12 protein-coding genes are annotated in these 14,101 nt (G+C 66.0%); 4 read left to right on the top strand and 8 right to left on the bottom strand.

Annotation, left to right across the window (positions count from 1 at the left end; all coding sequences use genetic code 11):
• Positions 1-66: 66 nt before the first annotated feature.
• The 5 genes from K359_RS0117105 to K359_RS0117085 form a co-directional block, all read right to left on the bottom strand.
• On the bottom strand, positions 67-456 hold the full coding sequence (locus K359_RS0117105; RefSeq protein WP_029080440.1) for an MAPEG family protein: 390 nt from the start codon (positions 454-456) through the stop codon (positions 67-69).
• Between the two features lie 166 nt (positions 457-622).
• Positions 623-1,708, bottom strand: coding sequence for a lipocalin-like domain-containing protein (locus K359_RS0117100; RefSeq protein ID WP_029080439.1), 1,086 nt, complete (start codon positions 1,706-1,708; stop codon positions 623-625).
• Positions 1,698-4,157 (bottom strand): ABC transporter permease, encoded by a 2,460-nt coding sequence (locus K359_RS0117095; protein WP_029080438.1) that lies wholly within the window; start codon positions 4,155-4,157, stop codon positions 1,698-1,700. The genes K359_RS0117100 and K359_RS0117095 overlap by 11 nt, the downstream gene beginning before the upstream one ends.
• A complete protein-coding gene (locus tag K359_RS0117090) occupies positions 4,154-4,807 on the bottom strand; it encodes an ABC transporter ATP-binding protein (RefSeq protein ID WP_029080437.1) in 654 nt (217 codons plus the stop codon). The genes K359_RS0117095 and K359_RS0117090 overlap by 4 nt, the downstream gene beginning before the upstream one ends.
• A gap of 40 nt (positions 4,808-4,847) precedes the next feature.
• Positions 4,848-5,606: a class I SAM-dependent methyltransferase gene (locus tag K359_RS0117085; RefSeq protein WP_029080436.1), complete on the bottom strand. Its 759-nt coding sequence runs from the start codon at positions 5,604-5,606 to the stop codon at positions 4,848-4,850.
• 224 nt (positions 5,607-5,830) lie between these two features.
• Here K359_RS0117085 and K359_RS0117080 point away from each other — a divergent pair, with 224 nt between their 5' ends.
• On the top strand, positions 5,831-7,147 hold the full coding sequence (locus K359_RS0117080; RefSeq protein ID WP_029080435.1) for an MFS transporter: 1,317 nt from the start codon (positions 5,831-5,833) through the stop codon (positions 7,145-7,147).
• Positions 7,148-7,366: 219 nt separating this feature from the next.
• Here the strand turns inward: K359_RS0117080 and K359_RS0117075 are convergent, their stop codons facing one another.
• Positions 7,367-9,085, bottom strand: a complete 1,719-nt coding sequence (locus tag K359_RS0117075) for an amidohydrolase family protein (protein ID WP_029080434.1) — start codon at positions 9,083-9,085, stop codon at positions 7,367-7,369.
• A gap of 188 nt (positions 9,086-9,273) precedes the next feature.
• The gene (locus K359_RS0117065; RefSeq protein ID WP_029080433.1) at positions 9,274-11,076 is read right to left on the bottom strand and encodes a chloride channel protein; all 1,803 of its coding nucleotides are present in this window, start codon (positions 11,074-11,076) and stop codon (positions 9,274-9,276) included.
• Between the two features lie 78 nt (positions 11,077-11,154).
• On the opposite strand from K359_RS0117065, the gene K359_RS0117060 reads away from it, so the two are divergent.
• Complete coding sequence (locus K359_RS0117060; protein ID WP_029080432.1) at positions 11,155-11,607, top strand: MarR family winged helix-turn-helix transcriptional regulator; 453 nt, start codon at positions 11,155-11,157, stop codon at positions 11,605-11,607.
• A gap of 187 nt (positions 11,608-11,794) precedes the next feature.
• Positions 11,795-13,459 (top strand): CYTH and CHAD domain-containing protein, encoded by a 1,665-nt coding sequence (locus K359_RS52215; protein ID WP_084518422.1) that lies wholly within the window; start codon positions 11,795-11,797, stop codon positions 13,457-13,459.
• 73 nt (positions 13,460-13,532) lie between these two features.
• Here K359_RS52215 and K359_RS61290 read toward each other — a convergent pair whose 3' ends face one another.
• Positions 13,533-13,721: a hypothetical protein gene (locus tag K359_RS61290; protein ID WP_156928535.1), complete on the bottom strand. Its 189-nt coding sequence runs from the start codon at positions 13,719-13,721 to the stop codon at positions 13,533-13,535.
• A gap of 131 nt (positions 13,722-13,852) precedes the next feature.
• Between K359_RS61290 and K359_RS0117045 the strand changes: the two genes are divergently transcribed.
• The coding region (locus K359_RS0117045; protein ID WP_029080431.1) for a helix-turn-helix domain-containing protein at positions 13,853-14,101 on the top strand (249 nt) is incomplete at its 3' end.

Here is a 14,101-nt window from a genome sequence, read left to right as displayed (position 1 = left end):
AATTACCTTGCCTTGTGGTTATGGGTCCCGGCGTTCGCCGGGACGACGGCGGAGTATGTGGCGCCCTCAATGGATCAGCCGCCACACCGCGCCGCCGATCGCGCCGACCCACAACACGATGCACGCGGTTGCCTGGATGCCAAAACCGCGGCTGCGCTTTGCCACCGCCTCGCGATAGCCGGTGAAGTAGACGATGCGGCCGATCACCCAGAGCGCGCCGATGGCTGCGGCTGCGGCGTCGCTGACATAGATCGCGAACAGCCAGAGCGACGGCAGGAAGATAGGCATCCATTCCAGCGTGTTCATCTGGATGCGGAAGATGCGCTCGAAATCCGGATGGCCCGAGATCGCCGGCAGCTTGACGCCATAGGCGACACGGGCGCGCGCGACCTCGATCGAGGTGAAGAAATAGAACGCGACGGCAAGGCAGGTGACGATGGCCGTGTAGTGGTACATGTCAGGCGTGTCCTCTTGTTCCGTTGGCCCCGATGTCATGACGGGGCAGCAGCGACCGGTGTGACGGGCAGAGCGATTATCAGCGACGTCGGAACTGCATTCCCTCCCCCGCAAGCGGGAGAGGTGCAGTGCGTTTGCCGCCCAGCTGATTCAAACTCATTCCGCCCTAGTACCCGGTCATCTCAAGATAGCCGATTCCGGCGTGGCTTCCCGTGAAGCGGATCGGGCCTTCCCAATAGGGGAAGCTGGTTCCCATCCAGCTCTTTGGATTGAGCGGCGTGGTCTCGATGACAAGGCCGCGCGCAGGCAGGCTGACGCGCCACGATGTCGGCAGCTTGCGGCCGTCGATCTCGGTGATCGCAACCGGCGCGATGCTGTTGCCGCTGGCCGCGATCTCGGTCGAGCGGCCGTCCGGCGTGATCCAGTTGCCGAACAGGTTCTCGCGGCCGTCCTTCTGGCGCAGCCGGTACAGCATCAGCTTCTCGTCGCCGGGCAGATGCAGCGAGAACCAGTCCCAGCCGGTCTGGTCTGATGCGAGCGGCTGGCTGCTCCATTCGCGGTCCATCCACGCCATGCCTGTGACCTCGACCGGTCTGTCGTCGATCACGATGCGGCCGGACGCCTTGTAGAACGGCTGGCTGTAGTAATAGGAGGCCTGTCCGCGATCCGACTTGCGGCTGTAGCCATGATCACCCTGCAGCACGAGCGGACGGTCGGCGGCAAGCCGGAGCGTGGCGCTGAAGTCGGCGGCAGAGGCCTTGAGCTCGAGCGGCGCGACGGTCTGCGCATCGAACGCATCGAGGCCGCGGATTTCCCAGGCATCGATCCAGGCGCGGAACGGCGTGGCGTCGACACCGGCCTGCCCAACGCCGCCGCGCGCAAAGGTCTCGCTGAAGCGATGCGTGGTGGCGCTGGTCACGGCGGCATGGCCCATCCAGACCTGCTGGTTGGCCCAGCCCTCGACCGCTCCGCCCGGCTTCATGGCCTGGCGGAACAGCGTCCACTGCGTGCCATAGGCTGCGCCATTCGAGTCGGACAGGTTCGCGGTGACGTACCACCACTCGATCCGGAATTCCGGATGCGGGCCATGATCGGCGGGAAACGTGAACTGCTTGCCCGGCGTGACGGCGGCAAATCCCTCGGCATTCTCGCCGAGCCCGGCAAAGCCCTGCGCAAAACTCTTGCCGCCAAGGGCAAGCGCCAGCGCGCCGCCGGCAAACGCACGGCGCGTGATGGTGCCGCTAGCGCTCATTGGCGAAGATCCGGATCAGGCTGGCCGGCTGCATGCGCGCCAGTCTAGCGACCGGCATCGCCGCCGCACAGAGCGCGGCGGCCATCGCCACCGCGAGCAGCTCGATCAGCTGCAGCGGGAAGATTTGGAACGGCAGCCGCCAGCCGAACGCTTTCACATTGACGATCGCAAGCAGGCACCACGCGACCAGCAGGCCGAGCGGCAGCGCGAACAGCGCGGTGATCGCCGCGACCGCCATGGTTTTCAGCAGTTCGAGCGCCGCGAGCCGCCGTCGCGTCAGGCCGATCGCCCACAGCGGCGCAAGCTGCGGCAGCCGTGAATTGGCGAGCGTCAAGAGGCTGGTCAGGAGCGCAATGCCGGCGACGCCGAGGGTGAAGGCGTTGAGCGCCGCGGTGACCGAGAAGGTGCGGTTGAACACCCGCCTGGATTCCGTCTTCATCCTGGCCTGGTCGGCGACGTTGCGGTCGTCGAGGCCGAATTTCTCCTGCAGCGCCGTGATCAGCGGCGCAATCCTGTCGGGCGCGACGCGCAGGCCCATCCGCGTCATCGGCGTCTGCGGGAAGCGCCGCGTCAGCGCGGCAAAGTTGACCGCGATCTGGCCCTTGGGGTTGCCGTAATCGGCATAGATGCCGACGATCTCGAGCGGCCAGGTGCCGCCGGGGGCGGGCACTTCGATGTGGTCGCCGAGGCCAAGCTTCATCCGTCGCGACAGCTGCTCGCTGACCAGACAAGTGTCGCCCGGACGCAGCCTGACCCAAGCATTGGCGGTGCTCTCGAGCAGCGGCCAGTTGTCGCGATAGGTGGTGTGGTCGGGCAGGCCGAGCACCTCGATCGGCGCGCCGCCGAGCTGGGCGTCGGCGCGGCCGCCGGGCAGGATCGCCTCGACCTCAGGCCGGTCGCGCAGCCATGCCTTGATCTCCTTCGCCTGGGTATCGCTGGCGGCGCTGATATAGACGTCGGCGGCGAGCCGGCCATCGAGCCAGACCAGGAAGGTGCGGCTAAAACTTTCCACCATGGTGCCGACGCCGACATTGACGGCGAGTGCGAGCAGCAGCGCCATCAGCGCCAGCGACAGGCCCGACAATTGCTGGCGGCTGTCGGCCCAGAACCAGATGCTAACAGGCGCTCGCGCGCTACGCTGGCCGAATGCGAGCGCGATTTGCAGGACCATCGGCAGGATCAGCGCTGCGCCGAGCATCAGCGCGGCCAGCACGGCAAAGCCCGCGATCAGGGAATCGCCGAACTGGATCAGGCCGGCGGCGACCGCAAACACCGCGAGCGCCGCCGCGCTCTGGAGCATGAGCCAGCGCCGCTGCGCCTGCTGCCAGGCCTGCGGCTGCGCGGTCGCCAGCACCGGCATCCGGATCGCCTTGGCGAGGCTCGCGGCCGCCGCGGCGAGCGCGCCGAAAATGCTGATCGCGATGCCGGCGAACCACCAGACGGGTTTGAGCGACAGCTGTCCCGGAATCTGCGCGCCATAGAGCCCGCGCAGGGACGCTGCGACATCCGGCAGCAAAGCCGCCGCGATGAAATAGCCGCATACCAGTCCAATGAGACCGGCGATCAGGGCCAGCGACACCAGCTCGATCACCAGCACGGTGTTGAGCATCCGCGCCGAGACGCCGCAGGCGCGCAGCGTCCGCAGCATCGGCAGCCGCTGCTCGAAGGCGAGCCCGATTGCGGAGTTGACGATGAAGAGGCCGACGAAGAACGACAGCAGGCCGAAGGCGGTAAGGTTGAGATGGAAGCTGTCGGTCAGGCGTTCGAGGTCGCTCTCCGTGCTCGGCTCGACCAGACGCAGCTTGTCACCCGCCACGCTCTCAAGCGTGCCATGCGGCGCTTTGGCCTTGCCGACCAGCAGGCGCGAGACTTGTCCGGGCATTTTCAGGATGTCCTGCGCGATGCCGATGTCGACGACCAGCGCGCCGGGCGCGAGCTCGGCCTGCACGCGCAGCGGCGGCAAGCTCATGCCGTTGGCCTGCGGCCGCTCGCCTTCCTTGAAGCCGAGATCGCGCAGCGTCTCAGGCGCCACCAGCATTTCGCCTGGAGGCGTGACGAAGGATTGCAGGTTGCCGCGGCCGATCGTCGGCGCGTTGCCGACCTCGGACGGCAGGGTCACCGGCTCGACGCCGAGCATGCGGAAGCCGCGCCCGTCGATCTGGACGCGGCCTTCCAACATCGGCGACACCGGCCAGCCGGCGCGGCGCAGATCGACGAACAGTTTTTGCGGGAAGGTCGCGCTGTCGCTGGCGACCAGCATCGCGGTGCGCGAACCGCCGAAGGTCGCGGCGGCGCGGTCATAGGCGATGCGGGCCTGCTGGTTCAGCGCCTGCACGCCGCTCCACAGCGCGGTCGCCGAGATCAGCCCGATCAGCAGCGTCGCGAGTTGCATCGGATGCCGCCGCCAATGGCTGAGCAGCACGGCGAGGATCCAGAGCGCGCGCCTCACGCAATTACTCCGGCATGCAGATTGACCTGGCGGTCGAGCGTTGCGGCGAGCCGCGCGCTGTGGGTGACCATCAGGAAGCCGCAGCCGGTGCGCGTCACCAGATCGCGCGCAAGTCGCAGCACCTCGTCGGCAGTGTCCTCGTCGAGATTGCCGGTCGGCTCGTCGGCGAGCAGCAACAACGGCTTCGGCGCCAGCGCACGGCCGATCGCGACGCGCTGCTGCTGGCCGCCGGACAATTGCTCGGGATAGCGCTTCAGGAGGGTTTTCAGCCCGAGTCGCTCGACCAACTCGTCATGCCAGGCGGCATCGTGGCGGCCGGCGATGCGCGACTGGAACACCAGGTTGTCGGCAACCGTCAGGCTCGGGATCAGGTTGAACTGCTGGAACACGAGGCCGAGCCGGTCGCGGCGCAGCTCGGCGCGGCCGGCATCGTTGAGCTGGGAGACGACGGTATCGGCGAGCCTGATCTCGCCGCCGTCGGCGGCATCGAGCCCTGCGATCAGATGCAGCAGCGTGCTCTTGCCGCTGCCGGATTCACCCGACAGCGCGACGCTCTCGCCAGTCGCAACCGCGAGGTCGACGCCGCGCAGCACCGCGACGTCTTCGCCGGCAGAGCGATAACTCTTGGTCAGGCCGGTGACGCGAAGCACCGCGGCGGTCTGGTCAGATGAAGCGATGGCCGTGCCTCATTCAAGGCTTCTGGTATTTCAGGACGAACTCGTCGATCGGCACCGGTGCCTTGAAGACGGGAATGTCCTTGGGGTCCTCCGCATGATGCAGGAAATCGCCCTCGGCCACCAGCTTGAAGCCGGCGGCCTCGATCTCCTGCTTCAACGTGCTCTCCTCGATCCGGTGCAGCGTCTTGGCGACATTGGTGCCGTCGCCCGGCTTGGCCGAGTGGTCGGCGATCACCAGAAAGCCGCCCGGCTTGAGCGCGGCGAACATCTTCTTGTTCATCGCGGCGCGGTCGACCGGCAGATAGGTGATGTCGTGATAGAAAAAGAAGAAGGTGATCATGTCGAGGTTTTGGGCCTCGGGCGGGATCGGGTCGTCATAGTCCCGCACCACATGGACGACGTTCTTCATCGCGGGCGCCTTCGCGCGAATGTCGAACTTGTCCTTCACGAAGCGCTCGAGGACGGCTGCGGAATCCTGCGCGTAGACCTTGCCCGACGGGGCGACGGTGCGCGCCAACAGTTCGGTGCTGTAGCCGGCGCTCGCCGCCATGTCGAGGATGGTCATGCCGGGCTTGACGCCGGCAAAGGCGAGCATCTTGGCCGGCTGGCGGCGCTGGTCGACCTGGCGATCCGCATCGCTGCGGTCGGGCGCGGCGACGATTGCCGCATAGTCGGGAGCGGCCGCATCCTGTGCGCGGACTTGAGGCACGGCGAGCAGCGCGGCGGACACAAGTGCAACGCAGGCGGCCGCGCGTAGGATCGATTTGTTCATGAAATAACCCCGGGCTTTTCGTTGGCCCCGAACATAGCAGGGAGGACATGACAGATCACCGCTTCACGGGCGTGACGACGCGATCGTGATCGGGCCGTTAGCGGCGCGCCGGGGCGTGCGACCCCGGGAAAATGCGTTGTTGCGTTGCTCGGCGAGGCGTGGCTAGCATCGCCAATTGGGGCCGATTTTACGAAGCCAAAAAACGAAACGACGGGGAGCCAGACATGACCACGCAACCGACGCCCGGAGGGATGTCGAAGGGGACGCCCAAAGGCGCCTGGACAATCACCTTCCTGCTGTTCCTGTTCATGGTGGTGAACTTTGCGGACAAGATCGTGGTCGGGCTCGCCGGCGTACCGATCCGCAAGGAGATGGGTCTCACCCCGGAGCAATTCGGCGATCTCGGCTCGGCCTTCTTCATCCTGTTCTCGATCTCGGCGATCGTGGTCGGCTTCATCGTCAACCGCGTCGATACGCGCTGGGTGCTGCTGATCCTGGCGGTGATCTGGTCGCTGGCGCAATTTCCGATGATCGGCACCGTCAGCTACACGACGCTGGTGATCTGCCGCATCATCCTCGGTGCCGGCGAGGGACCGGCCTTCGCGGTCGCCGCGCACGCTATCTACAAATGGTTTCCGGATGAGAAGCGCACGCTGCCGACCGCGATCCTGTCGCAGGGCTCGGCGTTCGGCGTGATCCTCGCGGTGCCCGCGCTGAACTGGATCATCGTCAATCACAGCTGGCATCACGCCTTCGGCGCGCTCGGCATCGTCGGCCTGATCTGGACCGTCGCCTGGTTCGCGTTCGGCAAGGAAGGGCCGCTGGTGTCGACAGCGGCCGCCGTCGCCGACGAGCAGCGGATTCCCTACAGGAAGCTCCTGACCTCGCGCACCTTCATCGGCTGCGTGGTCGCGACCTTCGGCGCCTATTGGGCGCTGTCGCTCGGGCTGACCTGGTTCACCTCCTTCATCATCGAAGGACTCGGCTTTTCGCAGCAGCAGGCCGGCTTCGTCTCGATCCTGCCCTGGATCTTCGGCGCGACCATCGTGCTGCTGACGGGGTGGATTTCGCAGCTGATGCTGGCGCGCGGCTTCACCACCCGCGGCGCGCGCGGCGTGCTCGGCGCGACGCCCTTGATCGTCGGCGGCTGCATTCTCGCGACGCTGCCCTATGCGCCGCCGGGCGGGCTGATGATCGCGCTCCTGGTGATCGGCTCCGGCCTGTGCGGCTCGATCTATGTGGTGTGCCCGCCGATGCTCGGCGAGTTCACGCCGGTGTCGCAGCGCGGCGCCGTGATCGCGATCTACGGCGCGCTGTACACCATCTCCGGCATCCTGGCGCCGATGGTGATGGGCAACGTGATCCAGCACGCCGCCACGCCGATGGCGGGCTACATGACCGGCTTCACCATCAACGCCGCGATCATGGTGGGCTCGGGCGTGCTCGGATTGCTGCTGCTGTGGCCCAACACCGAGCGCGCGCGGCTGACGGGCACGGCGCAGCCGGCGGGCACGATCAAAGGCGCGATGTCGCCGACGTAAGGCGGGGCGGCTCTAGCAACTCGCTCCACTTCGCCTCTCCCCTTGTGGGAGAGGCCGGATTTCGCGCGTCAGCGGGAAATCCGGGTGAATGGTTTGCCTCAGCGAACTCAGTCCCTTGAGAGACCGCAACCCCTCACCCGGATCGCATTGCGCTCCGCTGCATGCGATCCGGCCTCTCCCACAAGGGGAGAGGCGGGAGTTTGCCGCGACGGCCTTTTGTCAGTTCAACCGCTGCGCGCCGCGCACGAGCTTGCCCGGTCGCGCGCCGGTGGCCTTGCCTTCGCGCTGGGTCACCACGCCGGACACGATGGTGGCGTCGTAGCCGTCGACCTGCTGCAGCAGGCGGCGGCCGCCGACCGGAAGGTCGTAATGCACCTTCGGCGGATGCAGATGCAGGCGGTCGTAATCGATCACGTTGACGTCGGCCTTGAAGCCAGGGGCGATCACGCCGCGATCATGCAGGCCGACCGACAGCGCGGTCTTGCGCGACTGCGCCGCGATCACGAACGGGATCGAGAGCTTCTCGCCGCGGCTGCGGTCCCGCGTCCAGTGCGTCAGCAGATAGGTCGGGAAGCTGGCGTCGCAGATGATGCCGCAATGCGCGCCGCCATCGGACAGGCCGGGCACGGCGCTCGGCTCGCGCAGCATCTCATGCACGGCATCGAGATTGCCGTCGGCATAATTCAGGAACGGCACATAGAGCATCCCGCGGCCCTCGTCGGTCAGCATCGCGTCATAGGCGAGCTCTTCCGGCTGCCGGCCCTGGCGCCGCGCCTGCGGGCCGAGCGCGTTCTCCGGCGGCTGCTCATAGTCCGGCGGATTGCCCAACAGATACATCTTGTCGTAGTTCGGCCGGAAGAACAGCGGATCGTCAGTCGCCGTCGCGCTTTCGCTCAGGATCGCTGCGCGCACCTCGGGCCGGCGCAGATGGGTCAGCCGTTCGGCCAGCGGCAGCTTTGCAATGGCACGGTAGCTCGGATGGGTCTGGAACGGGTTGCGCGACAATTCCAGCCCGAGCAATAGCCCGACCGGCCGCGCGGCGATCTGGGTCGTGATCGACAGGCCGCGCGCGGCGGCTTCGTTGATGGTGTCCATGGTCTGCCGCCAGCGCCGCGGCGCCTTGTCGGCCTGCGCCACCGAAAACGAGATCGGGCACTTTGTGTTTTCAGCGACCCGCAGCATCATCGGCAGATCTTCGTGCACGGTGCTCTGGTCGAGCACGAATTGCAGCACGCTGCGGCCGACGCCGTGCATCGCGCCGGCGATCGCGGTCAATTCATCTTCGCCGGCTTTCAAGGTCGGCGTGTAGTCACCTGTCGAGGTGCGGTGGTTGAGCGTGCGCGAGGTCGAGAAACCCAGCGCGCCTGATCGTACTGCGTCGCCGGCGAGCGCCGCCATCGCCTTGTTGTCGTCAGGCGTTGCGGGATCGCGGCGCGCGCCGCGCTCGCCCATCACATAGACGCGCAGCGCCGCATGCGGCAGCTGTGCGCCGATGTCCATGTCGAAGCTGCGCTTCGACAGCCACTCCATGTAGTCGGGGAAGCTTTCCCATGCCCAGGGAATGCCGGCGCTCAGCACCGGCTCCGGGATATCCTCGACGCCTTCCATCAGCTGGATCAGCCTGACGTGATCGCTCGGCCGGCACGGCGCGAAGCCGACGCCGCAATTGCCCATGATCGCCGTGGTGACGCCGTTCTGCGACGACGGCGTGATGTCCTGGCTCCAGGTCACCTGACCGTCGTAATGGGTGTGGACGTCGACGAAGCCGGGCGCGACCAGCTTGCCCTTGGCGTCGATCTCTTCCCTGCCTTTTGCGGAGACCTTGCCGACTTCGGTGATCTTGCCGCCAGAGATCGCGACATCGGCTTCATAGAGGTCACCGCCCTTGCCGTCGGCGATGGTGCCGCCGCGGATCACGAGGTCTGGGGTCGAGGTCATGGCGTGTCATCCCGAGGCTGTTCTTGGTTGCCGGCATCATGGGTGCCCCCTTGATGCTGTCAACCATCGCCGATGAAGCTCTGGGATGCGCTGGCGACGATTTGCCAGCGAGGATCGAATGCGACCGCCCGGCGGAAATTTGTTCCGCGACGGGTCGATGACCGCCGCCGCGGCAGCCGCGTGCAAACCTAGCGGGCGCCGAAGAAGGCTGTCTTCTGGGTCTCCTCGGCCTGCAGCCTGGCGCGCACCCGCATGAGGTCCTTCCAGCCGATATAGCCGACCAGGCGCTGATCGTCGCGCGAGATCACCGGCAGATGCGAGACGTTGACCTGCATCAGGCGGTCGGCGAGCCGGTCGAGATATTCATCGGGATAGGCGACGGTGATCTTGCTCCCCGCCAGCAGCTGGCTCAGCGTCGTGGTGCGATGCTTGCCGGCGCGGCGCCAGCGCAGCACGGACGGCGGGTCGATCACCCCGAGCACGTGATGGTTGGCATCGACGACCGGAAAGCTCGGATGACCGGTCTTCGGGTTGGTCAGGAAGGCTGCCGCGCCGTGCAGCGTCATGGTGTCGGAAACGGTCTCGACCGCCTTGGTCATCACGTCGCGCACGCGCGTCAGCGCGAAGGGATCGACGCGGTACTCGCGCACCAGATGATGGCCGCGCCGCGCGACCTTCTCCGTCAGGATCGACCGCCGCATCAAAAGCACCGTGACGCCATGCGCGGTGCCGCAGGCCGCGATCAGCGGCAGCAGCACATGGGTGTTGCCGGTGAGCTCGACGGCGAAGAAGGTCGCGGTCAAGGGCGAGCGCATAGTGCCGCCCATCGTCGCCGCCATCGCCAGCAGCGCCCAGAAGCCGGGGCTCGCGGCAGGCAAATAGCCGCTCAGCACCGTTCCCATCGCGCCGCCCATGATGAGCAGCGGCGCCAGCACGCCGCCCGACGTGCCCGAGCCGAGCGCGACCGACCAGATCACGGCCTTCACCACGAGCAGCAGCAGTGCGGCCTTCAGCACCACCTCGCCGCTCAGCATTGCGGCAAGATTGTCATAGCCGACACCGAGCGCTTGGGGTTCGATGAGCCCGCCGAGGCCCACGACCAGGCCGCCCATCAGCGGCCACCACATCCAGTGGATCGGCAGCTTCAGGAAAATGTCCTCGCAGCCATAAACCAGCTGAGTGAGCACGCCTGACAGCAGCCCCGAGAGGATTCCGATCAGCATCCAGGCGCCGAGCTGCAGCACCGAGATGTCGACGCCGCCCGTGAACGGGAACAGCGGCGCCGGCATGTGCAGGAAGGTGCGTCCGACCGCGGCCACCACGGCGGCGACGGTGACGGGAATGAAGCTGCGCGGCGTCCACTCGAACAGCAGCAGTTCGACGGCGAGCATGATCGCGGCGATCGGTGTGCCGAACACCGTGGTCATGCCGGCGGCGGCGCCAGCCACCAGCAGGGTCTTGCGCTCGTTGTCCGTCACCGGAAGCATCTGCGCGATCAGCGAGCCGATCGCGCCGCCGGTCATGATGATCGGGCCCTCGGCGCCGAACGGACCGCCGGTGCCGATCGACACCGCCGACGACAATGGCTTGAGGATCGCCACTTTGGGGTCGAGCCGGGAACGGCCGAGCAGAATCGCCTCGATGGCCTCCGGAATGCCGTGGCCGCGGATCTTCTCGCTGCCGAAGCGCGCCATCAGGCCGATGATCAGCGCGCCCGCGACCGGCACGGTCCAGAGACCGAGCGGCGAATCCTGCAATTTCAGATCGGCGAAGCTGAACCGGCCGAAATAGGCGATGTTGGTGGCGAGCTTGATCAGTTGCAGCAGTCCCGCCCCGGCCAGCACGCCGGCGCCGGCGACAAACACGGCGATCGCCGAGATCACCACGACCCGCGGATCGGTGGTGAAATCGCTCAGAAGGTGACTGGCCTTGTCGCCGATCTTGGAGGCGTTGTCGGCGGAGGCGCTCGATTTGGTGGAAATGACGCTCATGGGTGGCGTAAGGCTCTGACGAAGTGGACGCCGGGCGTCATATCGCATTGCGATATAATTACAAGCGGGAGACATCGAATGGCAGCGTTGAAAAGGCCTGCGAAATCGCCGGCCAGGAACCGGAAGCGGGTTCCCAGCCAGGCCGATTACGAGGCGCTGTCGCAGTTTCGCTATCTGATCCGGTGTTTTCTGGAGTTCAGCCAGGACGCCGCGAAGGCCGAGGGGCTGACGCCGCGGCAGCATCAGGCCCTGCTGGCGATCAAGGGATATTCCGGCGGCGGGCCGGTCACGATCGGCGATCTGGCCGAGCGGTTGCGGCTGCGTCACCATACCACGGTCGAGCTGGTCGACCGGCTGTCCGAGGCCGGATTGGTCGAGCGCGTGCTCGATCCCGCCGACCAGCGGCGAGTGCTGCTGAAACTAACCGGCCTTGCGGCCGATCATCTCGCCGAACTGTCTACGGTTCATCTCGACGAGCTGTCGCGGATCGAGCCGCTGCTCAAACAGGTACTGTCGCGGCGGTCGGGCTGACCGCGTCGCGTGCACAATGCATCGCGCGTCAGGCGCGCGGGCTCGCGGTCCCGGCCTGATATCCTGGAACCTGTTGCTTGCGTTGGATGAACAAGCATCGAAAACGCGTGGCGCGCGTTTCTCGCCCTTGGATGGCGGCGCAACCCACTTCAACTTCACCGCGTGAGTTCAGGCACAATTCGTGGCAATGCACGCTGCCGTGCAAGGGATATGCCTTGTCATTGTCATGAAACCTTCATACACCAAGCTGGGGGCGATATCATTGAATGAGCGGCAGCCGGTCGTGATTGATGCGGGCAGTGCCATTGCCGTCGGGCATGGCGATCAGGCGGAAATCGAACTCAAGCTGCTTGCGCCGCAAGGAAGCCTCGAAAAACTGCGCGAGGCACCCTGCATCGTGCAGCATGCGCGCAATCGCGGCGCGTTTCACCGGCTTGATACGGTCTATTACGACACGCCGGAGCGACTGCTGTTTCAGCATGGCATGTCCTTGCGCGTGCGACGCAGCGGCAAGACCTTCATCCAGACGCTGAAGCTTTCACCGAATGGCGCGCAGCCTCTGATGCGACGCCAATGGGAAGCGCCGGTTGAAGGCATCGCCCCTGATCTGGCGCGACTCCCCGTCGACGAGGTCGGCGATCCCGTGGCGGCGCTGAGCAACGACGCGCTGGTGGCGGTTTTCGCGACCAAGGTGCGCCGGCACGCGCGGCAGCTCGATCTGCCCGATGCGTCGGTTGAAGTCGCATTCGATGAGGGGACGATCGAGGCCGATGCGCGCCAGGAGGTCCTGTCGGAAATCGAGCTTGAACTGAAGAGCGGCAATGCCGGCGTCCTGTTCGATCTCGGAGCGCAGCTGCTCGACGCTGCGCCGCTGCAGATTGGCACGCGCAGCAAGGCGGAACGCGGCTATGCGCTTGCGTTTGATGTCGCGCCATCGGCAGCAAAAGCCGAGTTGTCAGGCATCACGGCGGAGCTTGTGGTCGACGACGTCATCGCACTGCTGGTGGGCTCCTGCTGGCATCATCTTTTGAAAAACCACGCGGTGGCCGAGCAGGGATCGGACCCCGAAGGCGTGCACCAGATGCGGGTGGCCCTGCGGCGCTTGCGGACGATCTGTGCGCTGTTCCGGCGCGACATTCCGTCGCCGGCATTTCTGGCGGTCAACACCGAAGCACAATGGCTGATGCGGCAACTCGGCCGGGCCCGGGATTGGGACGTCTTCGCCAAGGAGACGATCGCCCGCCTGGCCGGCGCGGCTCCGGATATCGACCTGGATGGCCTCCGCCAGGCGGTCGAACAGCAGCGGAAGTCGAGCTACGGCGCCTTGCATGGCGTTCTGGCCGATCCCCGTTGCAGCCGCTTCCTGCTCTCGCTGGGGCAGGTGGTGGAACGCCGCAGCTGGCGCAACGAGATCGACAGCGAAGCGCTGGCCGTCCTGTCGCAACCAATGCCCGTGCTCGCCGACAAAATCCTGGAACGATTGCATCGCAAGACGTTGAAGCGTGGGGCGCGCTTCCGGCGGCTCGATATCCATGCGCAGCACAATCTCAGAATCAACCTCAAGAAGCTGCGCTATGCGGCGGAATTCTTCCTGCCGCTTTATGCCGCGCACGCGCCGGCGAAGCGCTACGTGAAGCGGCTCGCCGGGCTGCAGGCCAGTCTCGGGCGGGTGTGCGACATCGGAAGCACGCGCACGCTGCTCCATGCCATCCGGCAGGACGACCAGCCTGCGCTTCATCTCGGCATCGGCGCGATGGCCGGCTGGCTGGCCCGCGATCAGATCGCGGTGGCGAAGACGCTGCGCAAGAGTTGGCGGCGGTTCAAGACGACGCCGGCATTCTGGGGCCGGTGAGTTTGGCAGCGGCAGTCATCGGCCGCGCCTCTTCCTGGAGGCTAGCTCGATGCGCGGTGAGTCCACCGCGCCATCAGGGCATCGGAGGTCGGACTTCGTCATCGGGCGAAACGGGCTCCGACGACGCGCCGGCTTCAGCGTCGCGCAAAGCTGTTTCCTGAGTAATCGGAATATGCGGCACGCTGCTGACCACGACCGGATTGTCGTCGTCGGCGTGGCTCATGAGTGTTTCAAGAAAGAGAAAAAATTTCTCTGAAAGCACAGCAACCTCCCCCGGTTCGGAAGAGTCACAATTAAGCTAGAGCATTTTCCGACCGGAATGAATCGGGTGGGGATTCCCAAAACGGCGCGAGTCAGATTCAAGCTGCATGCTGGCGAGGGAGGCCAGCATGTATGGCCAGGGCGCTTTCGGTTGATCTTCGTCAAAGGGTTATAGCCGCGATTGACGGTGGCATGTCCTGTCGACAGGCTGCTGAGCGCTTTGGTGTCAGCGCGGCCAGTGCGATCCGCTGGCGCGGTCGCCTCAAGGAAGTTGGCGACATCGTTCCTAAACGCCAGGGCGGTGACCGCAAATCGCAGCGCATCGAAGCGCATTCGCAATTGATTCTGGAGGCAGTGACAGCGAAGCCGGATATCACGCTC

The organism is Bradyrhizobium sp. th-b2 (assembly GCF_000426785.1).
Lineage (GTDB): Bacteria > Pseudomonadota > Alphaproteobacteria > Rhizobiales > Xanthobacteraceae > Bradyrhizobium > Bradyrhizobium septentrionale.
The sequence above is the reverse complement of the archived record's forward strand: the minus strand, read 5'-3'. Positions and strand labels throughout refer to the sequence as shown.

Bases quoted from the DNA above. Each gene is read 5' to 3' on its own strand.
- K359_RS0117060 (WP_029080432.1), top strand. From the start codon at position 11,155: ATGGCAGCGTTGAAAAGGCCTGCGAAATCGCCGGCCAGGAACCGGAAG.
- K359_RS0117080 (WP_029080435.1), top strand. From the start codon at position 5,831: ATGACCACGCAACCGACGCCCGGAGGGATGTCGAAGGGGACGCCCAAA.
- K359_RS0117100 (WP_029080439.1), bottom strand. From the start codon at position 1,708: ATGAGCGCTAGCGGCACCATCACGCGCCGTGCGTTTGCCGGCGGCGCG.
- K359_RS0117105 (WP_029080440.1), bottom strand. From the start codon at position 456: ATGTACCACTACACGGCCATCGTCACCTGCCTTGCCGTCGCGTTCTAT.
- K359_RS0117085 (WP_029080436.1), bottom strand. From the start codon at position 5,606: ATGAACAAATCGATCCTACGCGCGGCCGCCTGCGTTGCACTTGTGTCC.
- K359_RS52215 (WP_084518422.1), top strand. From the start codon at position 11,795: ATGCACGCTGCCGTGCAAGGGATATGCCTTGTCATTGTCATGAAACCT.
- K359_RS0117065 (WP_029080433.1), bottom strand. From the start codon at position 11,076: ATGAGCGTCATTTCCACCAAATCGAGCGCCTCCGCCGACAACGCCTCC.
- K359_RS0117075 (WP_029080434.1), bottom strand. From the start codon at position 9,085: ATGACCTCGACCCCAGACCTCGTGATCCGCGGCGGCACCATCGCCGAC.